Annotated in this window: 13 protein-coding genes; 7 read left to right on the top strand and 6 right to left on the bottom strand. The window is 60.4% G+C overall.

Annotated features, from left to right (window positions below; all coding sequences use genetic code 11):
- Positions 1–18: 18 nt before the first annotated feature.
- Positions 19–1,338: a Na+/H+ antiporter family protein gene (locus ACRESH_RS19390; RefSeq protein WP_431743491.1), complete on the bottom strand. Its 1,320-nt coding sequence runs from the start codon at positions 1,336–1,338 to the stop codon at positions 19–21.
- A 259-nt stretch (positions 1,339–1,597) separates the two neighbouring features.
- On the opposite strand from ACRESH_RS19390, the gene ACRESH_RS19385 reads away from it, so the two are divergent.
- From ACRESH_RS19385 to ACRESH_RS19365, 5 genes are all read left to right on the top strand, one after another.
- Positions 1,598–3,745 (top strand): methyl-accepting chemotaxis protein, encoded by a 2,148-nt coding sequence (locus tag ACRESH_RS19385; RefSeq protein WP_431743490.1) that lies wholly within the window; start codon positions 1,598–1,600, stop codon positions 3,743–3,745.
- A 481-nt stretch (positions 3,746–4,226) separates the two neighbouring features.
- Complete coding sequence (locus tag ACRESH_RS19380) at positions 4,227–5,243, top strand: ABC transporter substrate-binding protein (RefSeq protein WP_431743489.1); 1,017 nt, start codon at positions 4,227–4,229, stop codon at positions 5,241–5,243.
- On the top strand, positions 5,240–6,106 hold the full coding sequence (locus ACRESH_RS19375) for an ABC transporter permease (protein WP_431743488.1): 867 nt from the start codon (positions 5,240–5,242) through the stop codon (positions 6,104–6,106). The genes ACRESH_RS19380 and ACRESH_RS19375 overlap by 4 nt, the downstream gene beginning before the upstream one ends.
- Before the next feature lie 46 nt (positions 6,107–6,152).
- A complete protein-coding gene (locus ACRESH_RS19370) occupies positions 6,153–7,019 on the top strand; it encodes a LysR family transcriptional regulator (RefSeq protein ID WP_431743514.1) in 867 nt (288 codons plus the stop codon).
- 110 nt (positions 7,020–7,129) lie between these two features.
- Entirely contained in the window at positions 7,130–8,047 is a 918-nt protein-coding gene (locus ACRESH_RS19365; protein ID WP_431743487.1) for an AEC family transporter, read from the top strand.
- 52 nt (positions 8,048–8,099) lie between these two features.
- On the opposite strand, the gene ACRESH_RS19360 is transcribed toward ACRESH_RS19365, so the two are convergent.
- The 5 genes from ACRESH_RS19360 to ACRESH_RS19340 all read right to left on the bottom strand — a co-directional run bounded on the left by ACRESH_RS19360 (position 8,100) and on the right by ACRESH_RS19340 (position 11,912).
- The gene (locus tag ACRESH_RS19360) at positions 8,100–9,200 is read right to left on the bottom strand and encodes a polyamine ABC transporter substrate-binding protein (RefSeq protein ID WP_431743486.1); all 1,101 of its coding nucleotides are present in this window, start codon (positions 9,198–9,200) and stop codon (positions 8,100–8,102) included.
- 108 nt (positions 9,201–9,308) lie between these two features.
- Positions 9,309–10,625 carry a sensor histidine kinase gene (locus ACRESH_RS19355; protein WP_431743485.1) on the bottom strand — a complete coding sequence of 439 codons (1,317 nt, stop codon included), beginning with the start codon at positions 10,623–10,625 and terminating at the stop codon, positions 9,309–9,311.
- Complete coding sequence (locus ACRESH_RS19350; protein ID WP_431743484.1) at positions 10,622–11,290, bottom strand: response regulator transcription factor; 669 nt, start codon at positions 11,288–11,290, stop codon at positions 10,622–10,624. Before ACRESH_RS19350 ends, ACRESH_RS19355 begins: the two co-directional genes overlap by 4 nt.
- Positions 11,290–11,604 carry a PepSY domain-containing protein gene (locus tag ACRESH_RS19345; protein WP_431743483.1) on the bottom strand — a complete coding sequence of 105 codons (315 nt, stop codon included), beginning with the start codon at positions 11,602–11,604 and terminating at the stop codon, positions 11,290–11,292. The genes ACRESH_RS19350 and ACRESH_RS19345 overlap by 1 nt, the downstream gene beginning before the upstream one ends.
- On the bottom strand, positions 11,604–11,912 hold the full coding sequence (locus ACRESH_RS19340) for a PepSY domain-containing protein (RefSeq protein ID WP_431743482.1): 309 nt from the start codon (positions 11,910–11,912) through the stop codon (positions 11,604–11,606). Before ACRESH_RS19340 ends, ACRESH_RS19345 begins: the two co-directional genes overlap by 1 nt.
- Before the next feature lie 159 nt (positions 11,913–12,071).
- Here ACRESH_RS19340 and ACRESH_RS19335 point away from each other — a divergent pair, with 159 nt between their 5' ends.
- The gene (locus ACRESH_RS19335; protein WP_431743481.1) at positions 12,072–13,151 is read left to right on the top strand and encodes a patatin-like phospholipase family protein; all 1,080 of its coding nucleotides are present in this window, start codon (positions 12,072–12,074) and stop codon (positions 13,149–13,151) included.
- 52 nt (positions 13,152–13,203) lie between these two features.
- Entirely contained in the window at positions 13,204–13,560 is a 357-nt protein-coding gene (gene queD / locus ACRESH_RS19330; RefSeq protein ID WP_010226613.1) for a 6-carboxytetrahydropterin synthase QueD, read from the top strand.
- The last annotated feature ends 242 nt before the right edge of the window (positions 13,561–13,802 follow it).

Here is a 13,802-nt window from a genome sequence, read left to right as displayed (position 1 = left end):
GCCCCGCTTTCCTGCGTTCTACAGCATCATTGCCGCCAGCCAGCCGAACGCCAGTAATGGCAGGTTGTAGTGAATGAAGGTCGGCACCACAGTGTCCCAGATGTGATGATGCTGGCCATCTACGTTCAGTCCTGAGGTCGGACCCAGGGTCGAATCCGAGGCCGGTGAACCGGCATCCCCCAGTGCGCCAGCGGTACCGACGATGCATACAGTGGCAACCGGATCGAAGCCCAGTTGCACGCACAGCGGCACGAAAATCGCGGCAAGAATCGGCACGGTGGAAAACGACGAGCCGATGCCCATGGTTACCAGCAGGCCTACCAGCAACATCAGTAGTGCGCCGACACCCTTGCTGTGGTCGATCCAGACCGCCGACGTCTCGACCAGGCTCTTGATCTCGCCGGTAGCCTTCAAGACCTCGGCAAAGCCGGAGGCGGCAATCATGATAAAACCGATCATGGCCATCATCTTCATGCCTTCGGTAAACAGGTCGTCGGTGTCCTTCCAGCGCACGATGCCCGACACCGAGAAAATCAGAAAGCCGACCATGGCGCCGATGATCATCGAATCCAGCCACAGCTGAATGATGAACGCCGCGCCAATGGCAACTCCGGCAACCAGCAGGGTCAGCGGGTTGTAGCGCACCGCCACTTGCTCGACCTGCTCGATTTTTTCCAGGTCATAAACACGCTTTTTGCGGTAACTGAAAAACACCGCCAGGAGCAGACCGAAGAGCATACCCGCGGCCGGAATGGCCATGGCGTGAGTGACGTTGACAGCACTGACATCCACCCCGCTACGGCTGACGTTGGCCAGCAGGATCTCATTGAGGAAGATGTTGCCAAAGCCCACCGGCAGAAAGATATAAGGCGTGATCAAACCAAATGTCATCACGCAGGCCACCAGGCGCCGGTCGATCTGCAGCTTGGTCAGTACGTAGAGCAGCGGCGGCACCAGCAGCGGAATGAAAGCGATGTGGATCGGCAGGATGTTCTGCGAGGAAATCGCCACCACCAACAGCAAGCCGATCAGCAGCCATTTGACCTTGTCGCCGTCGGCATGCCCCTGCTGGCCAACCATCGCCAGGGCACGATCGGCCAGGGCATGGGCCATGCCGGACTTGGCAATCGCCACGGCGAAGGCGCCGAGCAAGGCATAGGACAAGGCAACCGTAGCACCACCGCCCAACCCACCGTTGAACGCCTTGAGCGTGCCTTCGATTCCCAGGCCGCCCACCAGCCCGCCAGCCAGCGCGCCGACGATCAGGGCGATCACCACATGCACGCGGGACAGACTCAATATCAGCATGATGCCGACCGCGGCAATTACTGCATTCATTCCTGTGACCTCTAGAAACCAGACAAAAAGCGACCGATTCGGCGACAAACTGCCCGGGAGCAGTGGCCGAACGACGGGTATTTTTATGGAGGGCGCACACTCTGAAGCAGGCCCTCGCGCTTGTCAAAGTTCACAGGGCTATGCGTGTCGTAGGAATGAACGAAAACGACGCATTTAAATTGATCGTTTGAATAAAGAAAACGGCGAGTCCGCCGATAACGTCGGCAGCCTCAATCTTTTTGGATCAAAGGACTTCGCCATGTCGTTCAGACAACTTTCCATTCAGTGGAAAATCACCCTGCTGGCCGGTTTGTGCCTGGCCAGCATCGTTACCCTGCTGGTGGGCCTTTCGTTGTACCGCATGGAGCAAAGCACGGAGCTGGTCAAAGCCAGCAGCATGCAGATGCTCACCGAAGCGGCCCAGGGACGTATCGAATCCCAGGGCGAAGTCCAGGCCTTGAACATCCGGCGCCAGTTCATGGATGCCTACCAGTACGGCGCAGGTTTCGCCCGCCAGGTCCTGTTCCTGCGTGAGCAGGCCGAAAAGCGCTTTCTCGATGCCTTCGACCTGCGCGAAGACCTGACCCGCCAGGTGCGTGCCGCCTTACAGGCCAACCCCGACCTGCTCGGCCTTTCGCTGGTGTTCGAGCCCAACGCGCTGGACAACAAGGACGAACTGTTCGTCAACCAGGAACAACTGGGCAGCAACGAAAAAGGCCGCTTTGCGTTGTACTGGTCGCAACCGACCCCCGGCCAACTGACCTCCATGGCCCTGCCGGAAAAAGACATGGCCGATACCAGCATCGGTCCCAGCGGCGAACCGGCCAACACCTGGTCGGTGTGCCCACGCACCACACGCAAGACCTGCGTGATCGAACCCTACTTCTATGAGATCGACGGCCAGCGGGTGCTGATGACCAGCATCGTGTTCCCGCTGATGGTCGCCGACAAGGTGGTCGCCACCCTGTCCATCGACATCAACCTCAACAGCCTGCAGGCCCTTAGCCAGCAAGCCAGCCGCAACCTCTACCAGGGCCAAACCCAGGTGAGCATCCTCAGCCCCGTGGGCCTGTTGGCCGGCCATAGCCCGGACGCCGGCAAACTGGCCCAGCGCCTTGACCAAGTCGAACCCGAGAAAGGCGCCGAACTGATCGGCCTGCTGGCCGACAACACACCACTGCACAGCATCCACCATGAACAGCGCCTGAAAGTGCTAGCCTCCTTTGCCCCGATCCCAGGCGGCAAGGCCTGGGGCGTGCTGCTCGACGTTCCGCAGAGCGCCCTGACCGGTCCGGCCGAGGCCCTCAAGCAGGAGCTTGACCGCAGCAACACCAGCGGCACCCTTATTGAGCTGGGCCTGGGCGGACTTGCGGCCATCGTTGGCTTGCTGCTGATCTGGCTGATGGCCCGCGGCGTGACCCGACCGATCCTCGGTGTCGCCGCCATGCTCAAGGACATCGCCAGCGGCGAAGGCGACCTTACCCGTCGCCTGCACTACGACAAACGCGACGAACTCGGCGAGCTGGCTGGCTGGTTCAACCGCTTCCTGGACAAGCTGCAGCCGACCATTGCCGAGGTCAAACGCTCGGTCCAGGCGGCCCGCGACACTGCCGACCAGTCCTCGGCGATTGCCAGCCAGACCAGCGCCGGCATGGAGCAGCAGTACCGCCAGGTCGATCAGGTCGCCACGGCATCCCATGAGATGAGCGCCACCGCTCAAGACGTTGCCCGCAGCGCCGCGCAAGCCGCCCAGGCGGCCCGCGACGCCGACCAGGCCACCCGTCAGGGCCTGGCGGTTATCGACCGCACCACCACCAGCATTGATACCCTGGCAGCGGACATGAGCACCGCCATGGCTCAGGTCGAAGGCCTGGCCGACAACAGCGAGAAGATCGGCTCGGTGCTGGAAGTCATCCGCTCCATCGCCGAACAGACCAACCTGCTGGCCCTCAACGCTGCCATCGAAGCCGCTCGTGCCGGTGAAGCTGGCCGCGGATTCGCTGTGGTCGCCGATGAAGTGCGCAACCTGGCCCGCCGCACCCAGGAATCGGTGGAAGAAACGCGCCAAGTCATCGAAGAGCTGCAGGCCGGTACCCGCGAAGTAGTCGGCGCCATGGACAGTAGCCATCGCCAGGCGCAGGGCAGTGTCGAACAGGTCAGCCAGGCGGTCACCGCCTTGCAGCAGATCGGCGATGCGGTCACCGTGATCAGCGACATGAACCTGCAGATCGCCAGCGCCGCCGAAGAGCAAAGCGCCGTGGCCGAGGAGATCAACAGCAACGTGGCGACCATCCGCGACGTAACCGAGTCGCTCTCCGGCCAGGCCAACGAATCAGCCCGGGTCAGCCAGTCGCTCAACAGCCTGGCCAACCAGCAGCAGGGGCTGATGGACCAGTTCCGCGTCTGACAGTTTTGCCCGTGGAGCCCTTAACAGGCTCCACGGACACACTGGCACTGGTGGGGTGGCACCTCACAACTCATCCCGCTCAGAATGGAACTTGCCGCCCCCAGGATGCGGTTCAGCAAGACCAGCGCCTCACCACCACTGCGAAAGATCGACGCCATAACCACGCGTGAAGATCTCTGGCGATGATCTCCTTGTCGGTCAATGTGATCCGAGGTGTGATGCGGTAGGTGCCTGGCACCTGTTCGGACCTCAAGGTCACCGGACAACCGTGGTCCCTCAGGGCCTACATCGATACTCATCGGCAACCTTCCTTGTGCGGCATCAAACGCCCCCATGGCGCACTTTCGCCCCTATCTTCTTCAGTCGGCACGCCGGTAACACAGGCCGAAGCTTTCCCGTTGCCCGGTCCCAGCCGGAACAGCTCGAACCACGTCGTCTACACTTGCCCGAACCCAAGGACCGGCACACCGACGAGGCCCCGATGAAAAAAATTCCAACGCTGCTGGTCGGCCTGCTGCTCGCCCTGGGCCTGGCCAGCTCCACCGCCACGGCAGCCAGCGGACCAGCCACCCCCATCCACTTCGGCGACATCACCTGGGAAAGCGGCAGCCTGACCACCGAGATCCTGCGCCTGATCGTCGAGAAGGGTTACGGCTATGCCACCGATACCCTCCCCGGCAGCACGGTCAGCATGGAAGTGGCCCTGGCGCGCAACGACATCCAGGTGATCGCCGAAGAGTGGGCAGGTCGTAGCCCGGCCTGGATCAAGGCCGAACAGGCCGGTCAGGTGTTCGCTATCGGTGACACGGTAAAAAACGCCGATGAAGGTTGGTATGTACCTGAATACGTGATCAAGGGAGATCCTGCTCGCAATATCAAGCCCCTGGCCCCGGGGTTGCACTCGGTGGATGACCTCAAGCAGTACAAAGCAGTCTTCAAAGACCCGGAGACACCTGATAAGGGCCGTTTCCTCAACAGCCCCAGCGGCTGGACCTCAGAGACCGTCAACAGTCAAAAACTCAAGGCCTATGGCCTGGACAACGACTACGTGAACTTTCGCAGCGGCTCCGGTGCCGCCCTCGATGCCGAAATCACTTCGGCAATCCGCCGCGGCAAGCCGGTACTGTTCTACTACTGGTCGCCGACACCACTGATGGGGCGTTTCTCGCTGGTACGCCTGGAGGAGCCAGCGTTCAACGAACAGGCCTGGAAGACGCTGACCGATGCCAGCAACCCTAGCCCTCAAGGCACTCGATCTCTGCCGGCGAAACTTTCGATTGGTATCTCCGCGCCTTTTCGCAAAGACTACCCACAACTGGTCGAGTTCTTCGCCAAGGTCGACCTGCCCATCGATACCTTGAACAAAGCCTTGGCGCAAATGAGCGAAAAACGCGAGTCCCCCAAGGATGCCGCGTTGAAGTTCATGCGTGATCAGCCGGCCATCTGGAAAGCCTGGCTGCCCGCCGACGTCGCCAAGCGCGTCGAGGCAGGCTTGTGAGTGGAGGCTTTCCAGAAACCCTACACTTCTCCTTCGCCGACAGTGTCAACCGCTTCGTCGATTGGCTGGTTCTGGCCTATGGCGACCAGTTGCGCAGCGTCTCCGACGGCCTTTTGCAATTGCTGGTCGGTCTGGAAAACCTGTTACGCGCAACACCTTGGTGGTTATTGCTGCTAGTTGTCGCACTGCTCGCTTGGCATGCCAGTCGCAACCTCATTCGTGCGTTGGCACTGACGAGCTTGCTGTTTTTTATTGGCGTGATCGGCCTTTGGGACAAACTCCTGCAAACGTGCGCCCTGGTGCTGGTGAGCACCGGTCTGTGCATCCTGATTGGCGTACCCATCGGCGTATTGCTGGCCAGCCGCCCGCGGGCACGCCAGTTGATGATGCCGGTACTCGACGTCATGCAGACGCTGCCCAGCTTCGTCTACCTGATTCCGGTGCTGATGCTGTTTGGCCTGGGTAAGGTCCCGGCAATTTTCGCCACCTTGATCTACGCCCTGCCTCCGCTGATCCGCCTGACCGAGCTGGGCCTGTCACAGATCGATCCCTCCCTGACCCAGGCCGCCCAAGGGCTGGGTGCCGGGCGCTGGCAGCGCCTGCGGCGAGTCATGCTGCCGCTTGCCATGCCGAGCATCATGGCAGGCCTCAACCAGTCGGTGATGATGGCCTTGTCGATGGTAGTGGTCGCTTCGATGATCGGCGCACGGGGCCTTGGGGAAGATGTACTGGCGGGGATTCAGACATTGAATGTCGGCAAGGGCGTAGAGGCCGGGTTGGCGATAGTCGCCCTGGCCATGGTGATCGACCGGATTACCCAGGCCTATGGACAACCGAAGCCTGGCGCTTTCAATCAACGTTGATCGACGCCATGATGAACGCCCATCCTTCCACAATCGGAGCCCGAGTTTGTCGCTCAAAGCCCTGCGCACCCTGGTCACCATCGCTCGCCATGGCACCTTTGCCCGGGCAGCCGATGTCCTGAGCCTGACACCCTCGGCGGTCAGCCTGCATATCCGCAGCCTGGAGGAGGAGCTGCAGGTCAACCTGTTCGACCGTAGTCGGCGCCAGGTCAGCCTGACCGAAGCCGGGCATCTGGCGGTCGAGCGGGCCGAAGGAATCCTCGCAGCGTATGACGAGATGGCTGACGCACTGGTTAGTGGCCCGGGCCTGCGTGGCCGGTTGAAAATCGGCGCCATCCAGACCGCCCTGGCCGGGCGCCTGCCCGCGGCGCTGGTGCGGATCAAGGCAGAACATCCACATCTGCATATCAGCGTGCTCTCGGGGATGTCCGCCGAGCTCGCCCGACGCGTCGAAGACGGTGACCTGGATGCCGCCATCACCACCGAACCTGTGCCGCCCTACCCGGCCAACCTGGACTTCACCCCGCTCTACCAAAACCGCTTCTGGGCCGTTGCCGGTCCAACCTTTGCCGGTGCCAGCCTACGGGAACTGCTCGCTAGCCAGCCATTCCTGCGTTTTGACAAACGCGCCTGGGCCGGGCGCATCATCGAGCAGGAGCTGCGCAAACAGCAGTTGCCCGTAAGCGAGCAGATGGAACTGGACAGCCAACAAGCCCTCACCCACATGGCTTCGATGGGCTTGGGTGTGGCCATCGTACCCCTGGCCGATGAAGACTTGCAGCGCCTGCCCGCCGTGACCTTGCTGCCCTTCGGCGAACCGCAGCGCATACGCTATGTCGGCCTGCTCGAGCATGCCAGCAGCCGTCGCCGACACCTGACCGCAGTGCTGAAAGGCGCGCTGGGCCAACCGTGAAGTTTTCCTCAACAGTTGATTGAGAAATCAGCGTTTTTTTCTTTCAGTGCCACAGGCTAGCCTGATGTCGACTCCTATCTGGGAGAGCGGACTGAAACGGATAACATCTGATGCTGAACTTGATCCTCGCCACCATTGTCCCCATTGCCTTGCTGATTGCGCTGGGCCGCTGGCTGCGGGTCCGTGGCTTTCTTGGCGAGAGCTTTTGGCCTGCAGCCGAACGCCTGAGCTACTTCGTGTTGCTACCGGCGCTATTCATGCATGGCCTGGCCACCGCTGACCTTACAGGCCTGCCAGTGTTCGACATGGTGACTACCCTGCTGCTCTCGACCCTGATTGGTGCCACCTTGCTGGTGCTGTGCAAGGGCGCAATCACCAGTGACGGCGCCAGTTTCACCTCGGTATTTCAAGGCAGTGTGCGCTTCAACAACTACATTGGGGCGACGCTGGCCGCCGGAATTTATGGCACCGGGGGTATCGCCCTGGCTGCCGTGGCCAATGCCGCCATCGTACCCGCAGTGAATGTGTTGTGCGTCATGGTCTTTGCCCGCTACAGCGGCACGCGCAGTTCGGCCAGCGCAGTGATCAGGGCGATCTGCAGCAACCCGCTGATCATCGGCTGTGCCGCCGGTATAGCCCTGCGGGTGACCGGGATGGGGCTGCCAGCGGGCATCGAACCAACCCTCAAGGCGCTCGGTCAGGCAGCCTTGCCGTTGGGCCTGCTGTGCGTCGGCGCAGCGCTGGGTAGCAGCGCCCGGGGACTTGGCCCACGTCCGCTGCTGGCAGCCTCGATATTCAAGTTCGTGGTGCTGCCACTGACGACCTATGGGGTCTGTCGAATAATCGGACTCAACGGCCAGGCGGCAATTGTCGCCATCCTGTTCCAGGCCCTGCCGACCGCTTCGTCCTCGTATGTGATGGCCCGGCAAATGGGTGGTAATGCACCGCTGATGGCCAACATCATTGCCTTGCAGACCTTGCTGGCGGCACTGACGCTACCTGTAATGCTGAGCCTGCCCCTGGCTTGAGCCTGAATGCTGAAACGGCGGCGCGGTCCCTATGCGCCGCACACCGTAAAGGTTACTTATCCGACTTGATGCTGGTCCAGACGCGGGTCCGTACGCGCTCCAGTTTCTGCGGCAGGGGTTGCACCACATAAAGCTTTGCCAGGGCTTCGGGGGTCGGGGTCAGGTTCGGGTTACCGGTGATTTCGGGGTTGATCAGCGCTAGCGAGTCTTTGTTGGCGTTGGGATAGCCGAGAAAATCACTGATCGGGGCGATGACTTTCGGGTCCATCAGGTTGTTGAGAAACGCATGGGCCTCGTCGACATTCTTCGCGCTTTTCGGAATCGCAAAGGTATCAAACCAGATGGGCGCCCCCTCTTTAGGCAATCGCCAGTCTACAACCACGCCATTGCCTGCCTCCTTGGCGCGGTTGCCAAACTGGTAAAAGCTGCCGGAGTAGCCGATGGCGACACAGATATCACCGTTGGCGATGTCGGTCATGTATTTGGCGGAGTTGAAGTACGTGACGTAGGGGCGAATCTTCAACATCAGAGCCTTGGCTTTTTCGTAGTCATCGGGGTTCTGGCTGTTCGGATCCAGGCCAAGGTAGTGCAAGGCAATGGGCAGAATTTCCGAAGGTGTGTCGAGCATGGCCACACCGCAGGACTTGAGTTTCTCCATGTTTTCGGGTTTGAACACCAGGTCCCAGCTGTCCACCGGCGCCTGTTCGCCCAGCGCGGCCTTGACCTTGGCCGGGTTAAAGCCGATCAACACCGTGCCGTACATATAGGGCACGCCGTACTGGTTGCCCGGGTCGTTGCGGTCGAGCAGCTTGAGCAGTACCGGGTCCTGATGACGCCAGTTGGACAACTTGCTCTTGTCCAGTTTCTGAAAGACCCCCGCCTTGATCTGGGTATCGAGAAACTGGTTCGAGGGCACTACCAGATCGTATCCCGAGTTGCCGGTCAGCAATTTGGCTTCCAGGGATTCGTTGGTGTCGAAGGTGTCCCAGGTTACTTTGATGCCCGATTGCGTGGCGAAATCCTTGGGCACGGATGGCAACATATAGTCCGCCCAGTTATATACCCTCAACTCTCGCACTTCAGCATGCACGGCGCCGGCCAACAGCGTCAGTGCCCCTGCGCTGACAGCAAGCATACGTTTCAGTGTGGCCATGGATTATTCCCCCAAGTTTGACCTTCTGATTCTTGCTGAGGGGTTTACCGGATCACAGTGTATGGTTGGCCAAAAAGAGATCGTAATGGCCAATTTTCGTGGACAGTGTTAAGCCCTGCGCGGCAACTCGATACTGACCCGCAACCCGCCCAGGGGGCTGTCCTGTAGCGTCATATGCCCACCCCAGACCTCGACAATGTCACGCACGATGCCCAATCCCAGGCCATGGCCATCGACCTGTTCGTCCAGCCGGGTACCGCGTTCGAGGACTTGCTGGCGATCAGACGCCGGAATGCCCGGCCCATCGTCGTCAATGACCAGCAGATAGCGTTCGGATTGTTCTTCAATACTCAGCTGCACTTCGCTGTCAGCCCATTTGCAGGCGTTGTCCAGCAGGTTGCCGAGCAGTTCGAGCAGGTCTTCACGGTCCCAGGGCAACAAAAGTCCGGATGGCACACGCTGACTGAGCTCCAAGCCTTCGCCGTGGATCATGCCCAGGGTCGAAAGCAACCCGGGTAGCTCGGCATCACAGTCAAATTGCGCACCCGGCAAGGCATCGCCAGCCAGTCGGGCGCGATTGAGCTCACGACTCAGCCGCTGCTGGATCTGTTGCAGTTGCTCGCGCAGTTGTACGCGTACCTGCGGCGCGTCCTTCAGCTGTTCGCTGGATGCCAGGCTCAGCAACACCGCCAATGGCGTCTTCAGCGCGTGCCCGAGGTTACCCAGGGCATTACGCGAGCGGCGCAGGCTGTCTTCAGTGTGGGCCAACAAGTGGTTGATCTGTGCGACCAGGGGTTCGAGTTCACTAGGCACTTGGGTATCGAGCTGCGAGCGTTTGCCTTGCTGCAACTGAGCGATCTGTTCGCGTACGCGCTCAAGCGGGCGCAATGAACGGGTGACGGTGATGCGCTGCAGCACCAGCACCAATATCAGGGCAACCAAACCCAGACCCAGGCCGATCTGCTGCATGCGGCGAAACTGATCGCGCACCGGGGTGTAGTCCTGGGCGACGCTGATTGAAATTGGCTGCCCAAAGCGTCGGTAATCGCTGCGCAACACCAGCAACTGCTGGTTCTCTGGGCCGAGTTCCAGATCGGTGTGCAGGCCGCTGCTGGCGGGTGCAGGCATGTCCAGGTCCCAAAGTGATCGGGAACGCCAGCTGCCACCGTCGAAATCGATGCGAAAGTAATAGCCGGAGAAAGGTCGCTGGTAGGCCGAAGAAAGCCGCCGTTCATCCAACTCAAGGCCCGATTGCCCGCGCACCAACGCGATCAGCAGGTTTTCGCTTTCCTTGCGCAAACCTGTCTCCAGGTAGCGCTGCAACCCCACCTCGAACAACCACAGGCTCAGCTGTGCCAGCGCCAGGCCGACCAGCACCAGTACCGCAATCAGGCCAAGACTCAAGCGTGCCTGGATCGACTTCACTGCGCACTCCCGGCATAGCGGTAACCCTGGCCGCGGCGCGTTTCGATGACGCTGCGGCCGAGCTTGCGGCGCAGGTGATTGACATGGACTTCCAGCACGTTGGAATCACGCTCGGTCTCACCGTCGTAAAGGTGTTCGGCCAAGTGACTCTTGGACAGGATCTGCTGTGGGTGCAGCATGAAGTAACGCAACAGGCGAAACTCTGCGGCGGTGAGCTGGATATCGACACCCTCGCGGGTCACGCACTGACGTCCTTCATCCAGCTGCAGGCCGGCCGCCTCCAAGGTCGGCTGATTGGCCAGGCCGCGAGCGCGACGCAGCAACGACTGTACACGCAACAACAGCTCTTCCGGATGAAAGGGCTTGCTCAGGTAATCGTCGGCGCCGGCTTTCAAACCCTCGATGCGCTCAGCCCAGGAGCTGCGAGCGGTCAAAATAAGCACAGGCGTTGCCAAGCCACTCGCGCGCCACTGGGCCAGTACTTCAAGTCCCGGCAATCCGGGCAAACCAAGGTCGAGAATGATCAGGTCATAGGGTTCGCTGCTGCCCTGATAGGCCGCGTCACGGCCATCGGCCAGCCAGTCGACCGCATAGCCCTGGCGTTGAAGATTCAGGGTCAATTCATCAGCCAGCGGGACGTTGTCTTCGACCAGTAACAGGCGCATCAGTCATCTTCCTCGTCTTTGAGCAACGCTCCATTGGATGCATCGAGCTTGATCTCGCGCACTACACCTTCGGGGGTCAGCAACTCGACTTCGTACTCATAGCGGCCGTGCTTGTGTTCCAGCTCCGCCTCCAGCAGTTTCGCCCCGGGATAGCGTCCCAGGGCGTCATTGAGCAACTGCTCCAGCGACAGGATTACGCCCTGCTGTCGCAGCTGCAGGGCTTCGTCCTGATCTAGGTCACGGGCCGATGCCAGCGAACAAAGTGCCAACAGCGCAACGAGAACGGTCTGTGCTGCTCGCATGCAAAAGCTCATTATTTGTCCTGGACGTCCTTGAGGATTTCACCGGTCTTGGCGTCCAGGTCCACGTCCCATTCGACGTTCTGGGCATCATGCAGGTCGACCTTGTAGACAAGGCGGCCGTATACATCTTCAAGCTCGGACTCTTTGATCGTGGCCCCTGGATGCTTGGCCAGCGCTTTGGCGTTCAAGTCGTCCAGGGACATGATGGTCTTGTCCTGAACCAGCTTGGTAACTTCATGCATTGGGATGTCTTTGGCCAGTGCGACATTGGCGCTCAGGGCAAGGGCAGCGGTAACAAACAGGGCAGTCAGCGTTTTCATGGTGTCTCTCCGTTGAGATCAATAATGTTTCTACGGGGCCTAGATTAACCAACTGAACTTAATTGAAGCTGAAAACAACTGGCGACATGATAGCGCACCCCCGCCCCACAACCGGACCACTGTTCTTTATAATTGCCGGCTCCAGACAGCGAGGCCCGTATGAGCGCAATCCATATCAAGTACCCGGCCCTGACCATCAAGGCCGGCAGTCGTGCCTTGCAGCGAATCCGCGAATGCGGATTGCAGGCTGTCGATGTGGGTGTGCTGCCGGGCGCTGCAGGCGGACCCAAGGCCCTTGGTATTCAGGGCCTGGACCTGGCGTTGTTCGGTCACTGGCTGCCCAGCGCACCTCGTGAACGGGCACTGATCGGTGCGTCCATCGGCTCCTGGCGCTTCGCCAGTGCCTGCCTGCCCAACCCGGCCGAGGCCCTGCAGCGCCTCGGCCAGCTTTACACCGAGCAGGACTTCGCCAAAGGCGTAAGCCAGGCCGAGGTCAGCCGCAGTTGCCAGCGCATGCTCAATGAGTTGCTGCAAGGGCGCGACGCGCAGATCCTCGAAAGCCCTGACTACCGCCTTAATATCATGGTGGTCAAAAGCCATGGACTGCTGGCACATGATCATCGCGCACGCTTGGGAATGGGCCTGTCTTCAGTGATCGCCGACAACCTGATCGGGCGCACCCGACTGGCCCGCCACTTCGAGCGGATCATCCTCCACGATGCCCGCAGTAACCCGCCACTGCAGCCATTGACCGACTTTCCTTCACGCTGCCTGCCGCTGGATGTGGCCAACCTGCACCATGCCCTGCTCGCCTCTGGCTCAATTCCGATGGTGATGGAGGGGGTTCGCGATATTCCCGGCGTTGGCCAGGGCACTTACCGTGATGGCGGCCTGCTCGACTATCATCTGGACTTGCCGTACCAGGGCGACGATATCGTGCTCTACCCACACTTCACCGATAAGGTGATCCCTGGCTGGTTCGACAAGGCCCTGCCCTGGCGGCGCGGTGATGCCCAACGCTTGCGAAATGTCCTGCTGCTGGCGCCCTCGGCCCAATACCTGGCCAGCCTGCCCTATGGCAAGTTGCCAGACCGCAACGACTTCAAGCGCTTCATGGGTGACGCGGGCAGCCGTCAGCGTTACTGGCACAAGGCAATGTCCGAAAGCCAGCGTCTGGGCGACGAGTTGCTTGACCTGATAGAAACCGGCAGGCTGCACGCGCAACTACAACCGCTGTAACGACCATACTGGTAAACTGCTCATCAGCATTGGCTTTCAGAGTTGAGACATCGTGGAAATTTTCAAAGAGTTCACCTTCGAGTCGGCACACCGTCTGCCGCACGTTCCTGAAGGGCACAAGTGCGGCCGTCTGCACGGTCACTCGTTCAAGGTTGCCCTGCACCTGACCGGCCCACTGGACCCGCATACTGGCTGGATTCGCGACTTTTCCGAGATCAAGGCGATCTTCAAGCCACTGTACGAACAGCTGGACCACAACTACCTGAATGACATTCCTGGCTTGGAAAATCCTACCAGTGAAGTGATCGCCAAGTGGATCTGGGACCAGGTCAAGCCGTTGCTGCCGGAGCTGTCCAAGGTGCGCATTCATGAGACCTGCACCAGTGGTTGCGAGTATTACGGCGACTGATTCGGTGTACGATGTGATGAGACCACCCTGCGGGGTGGTTTTTTTGGCCTGGAGTTTGTTGCTTGAAGGGTTGAGGCATCTGGGTCGCGGGGCAAGCCCGCTTCCCCACGATAACGGCCAGAAAAGACAAAACCCCTACCTGCATGCGCAGATAGGGGTTTCGGAATTTAATCTTGACGATGACCTACTCTCACATGGGGAAACCCCACACTACCATCGGCGATGCATCGTTTCACTACTGA

This window comes from Pseudomonas sp. (genome assembly GCF_050739775.1).
GTDB lineage: Bacteria > Pseudomonadota > Gammaproteobacteria > Pseudomonadales > Pseudomonadaceae > Aquipseudomonas.
Note: the sequence above shows the minus strand (reverse complement) of the source record. Positions and strands in the feature narration are given on the sequence as shown.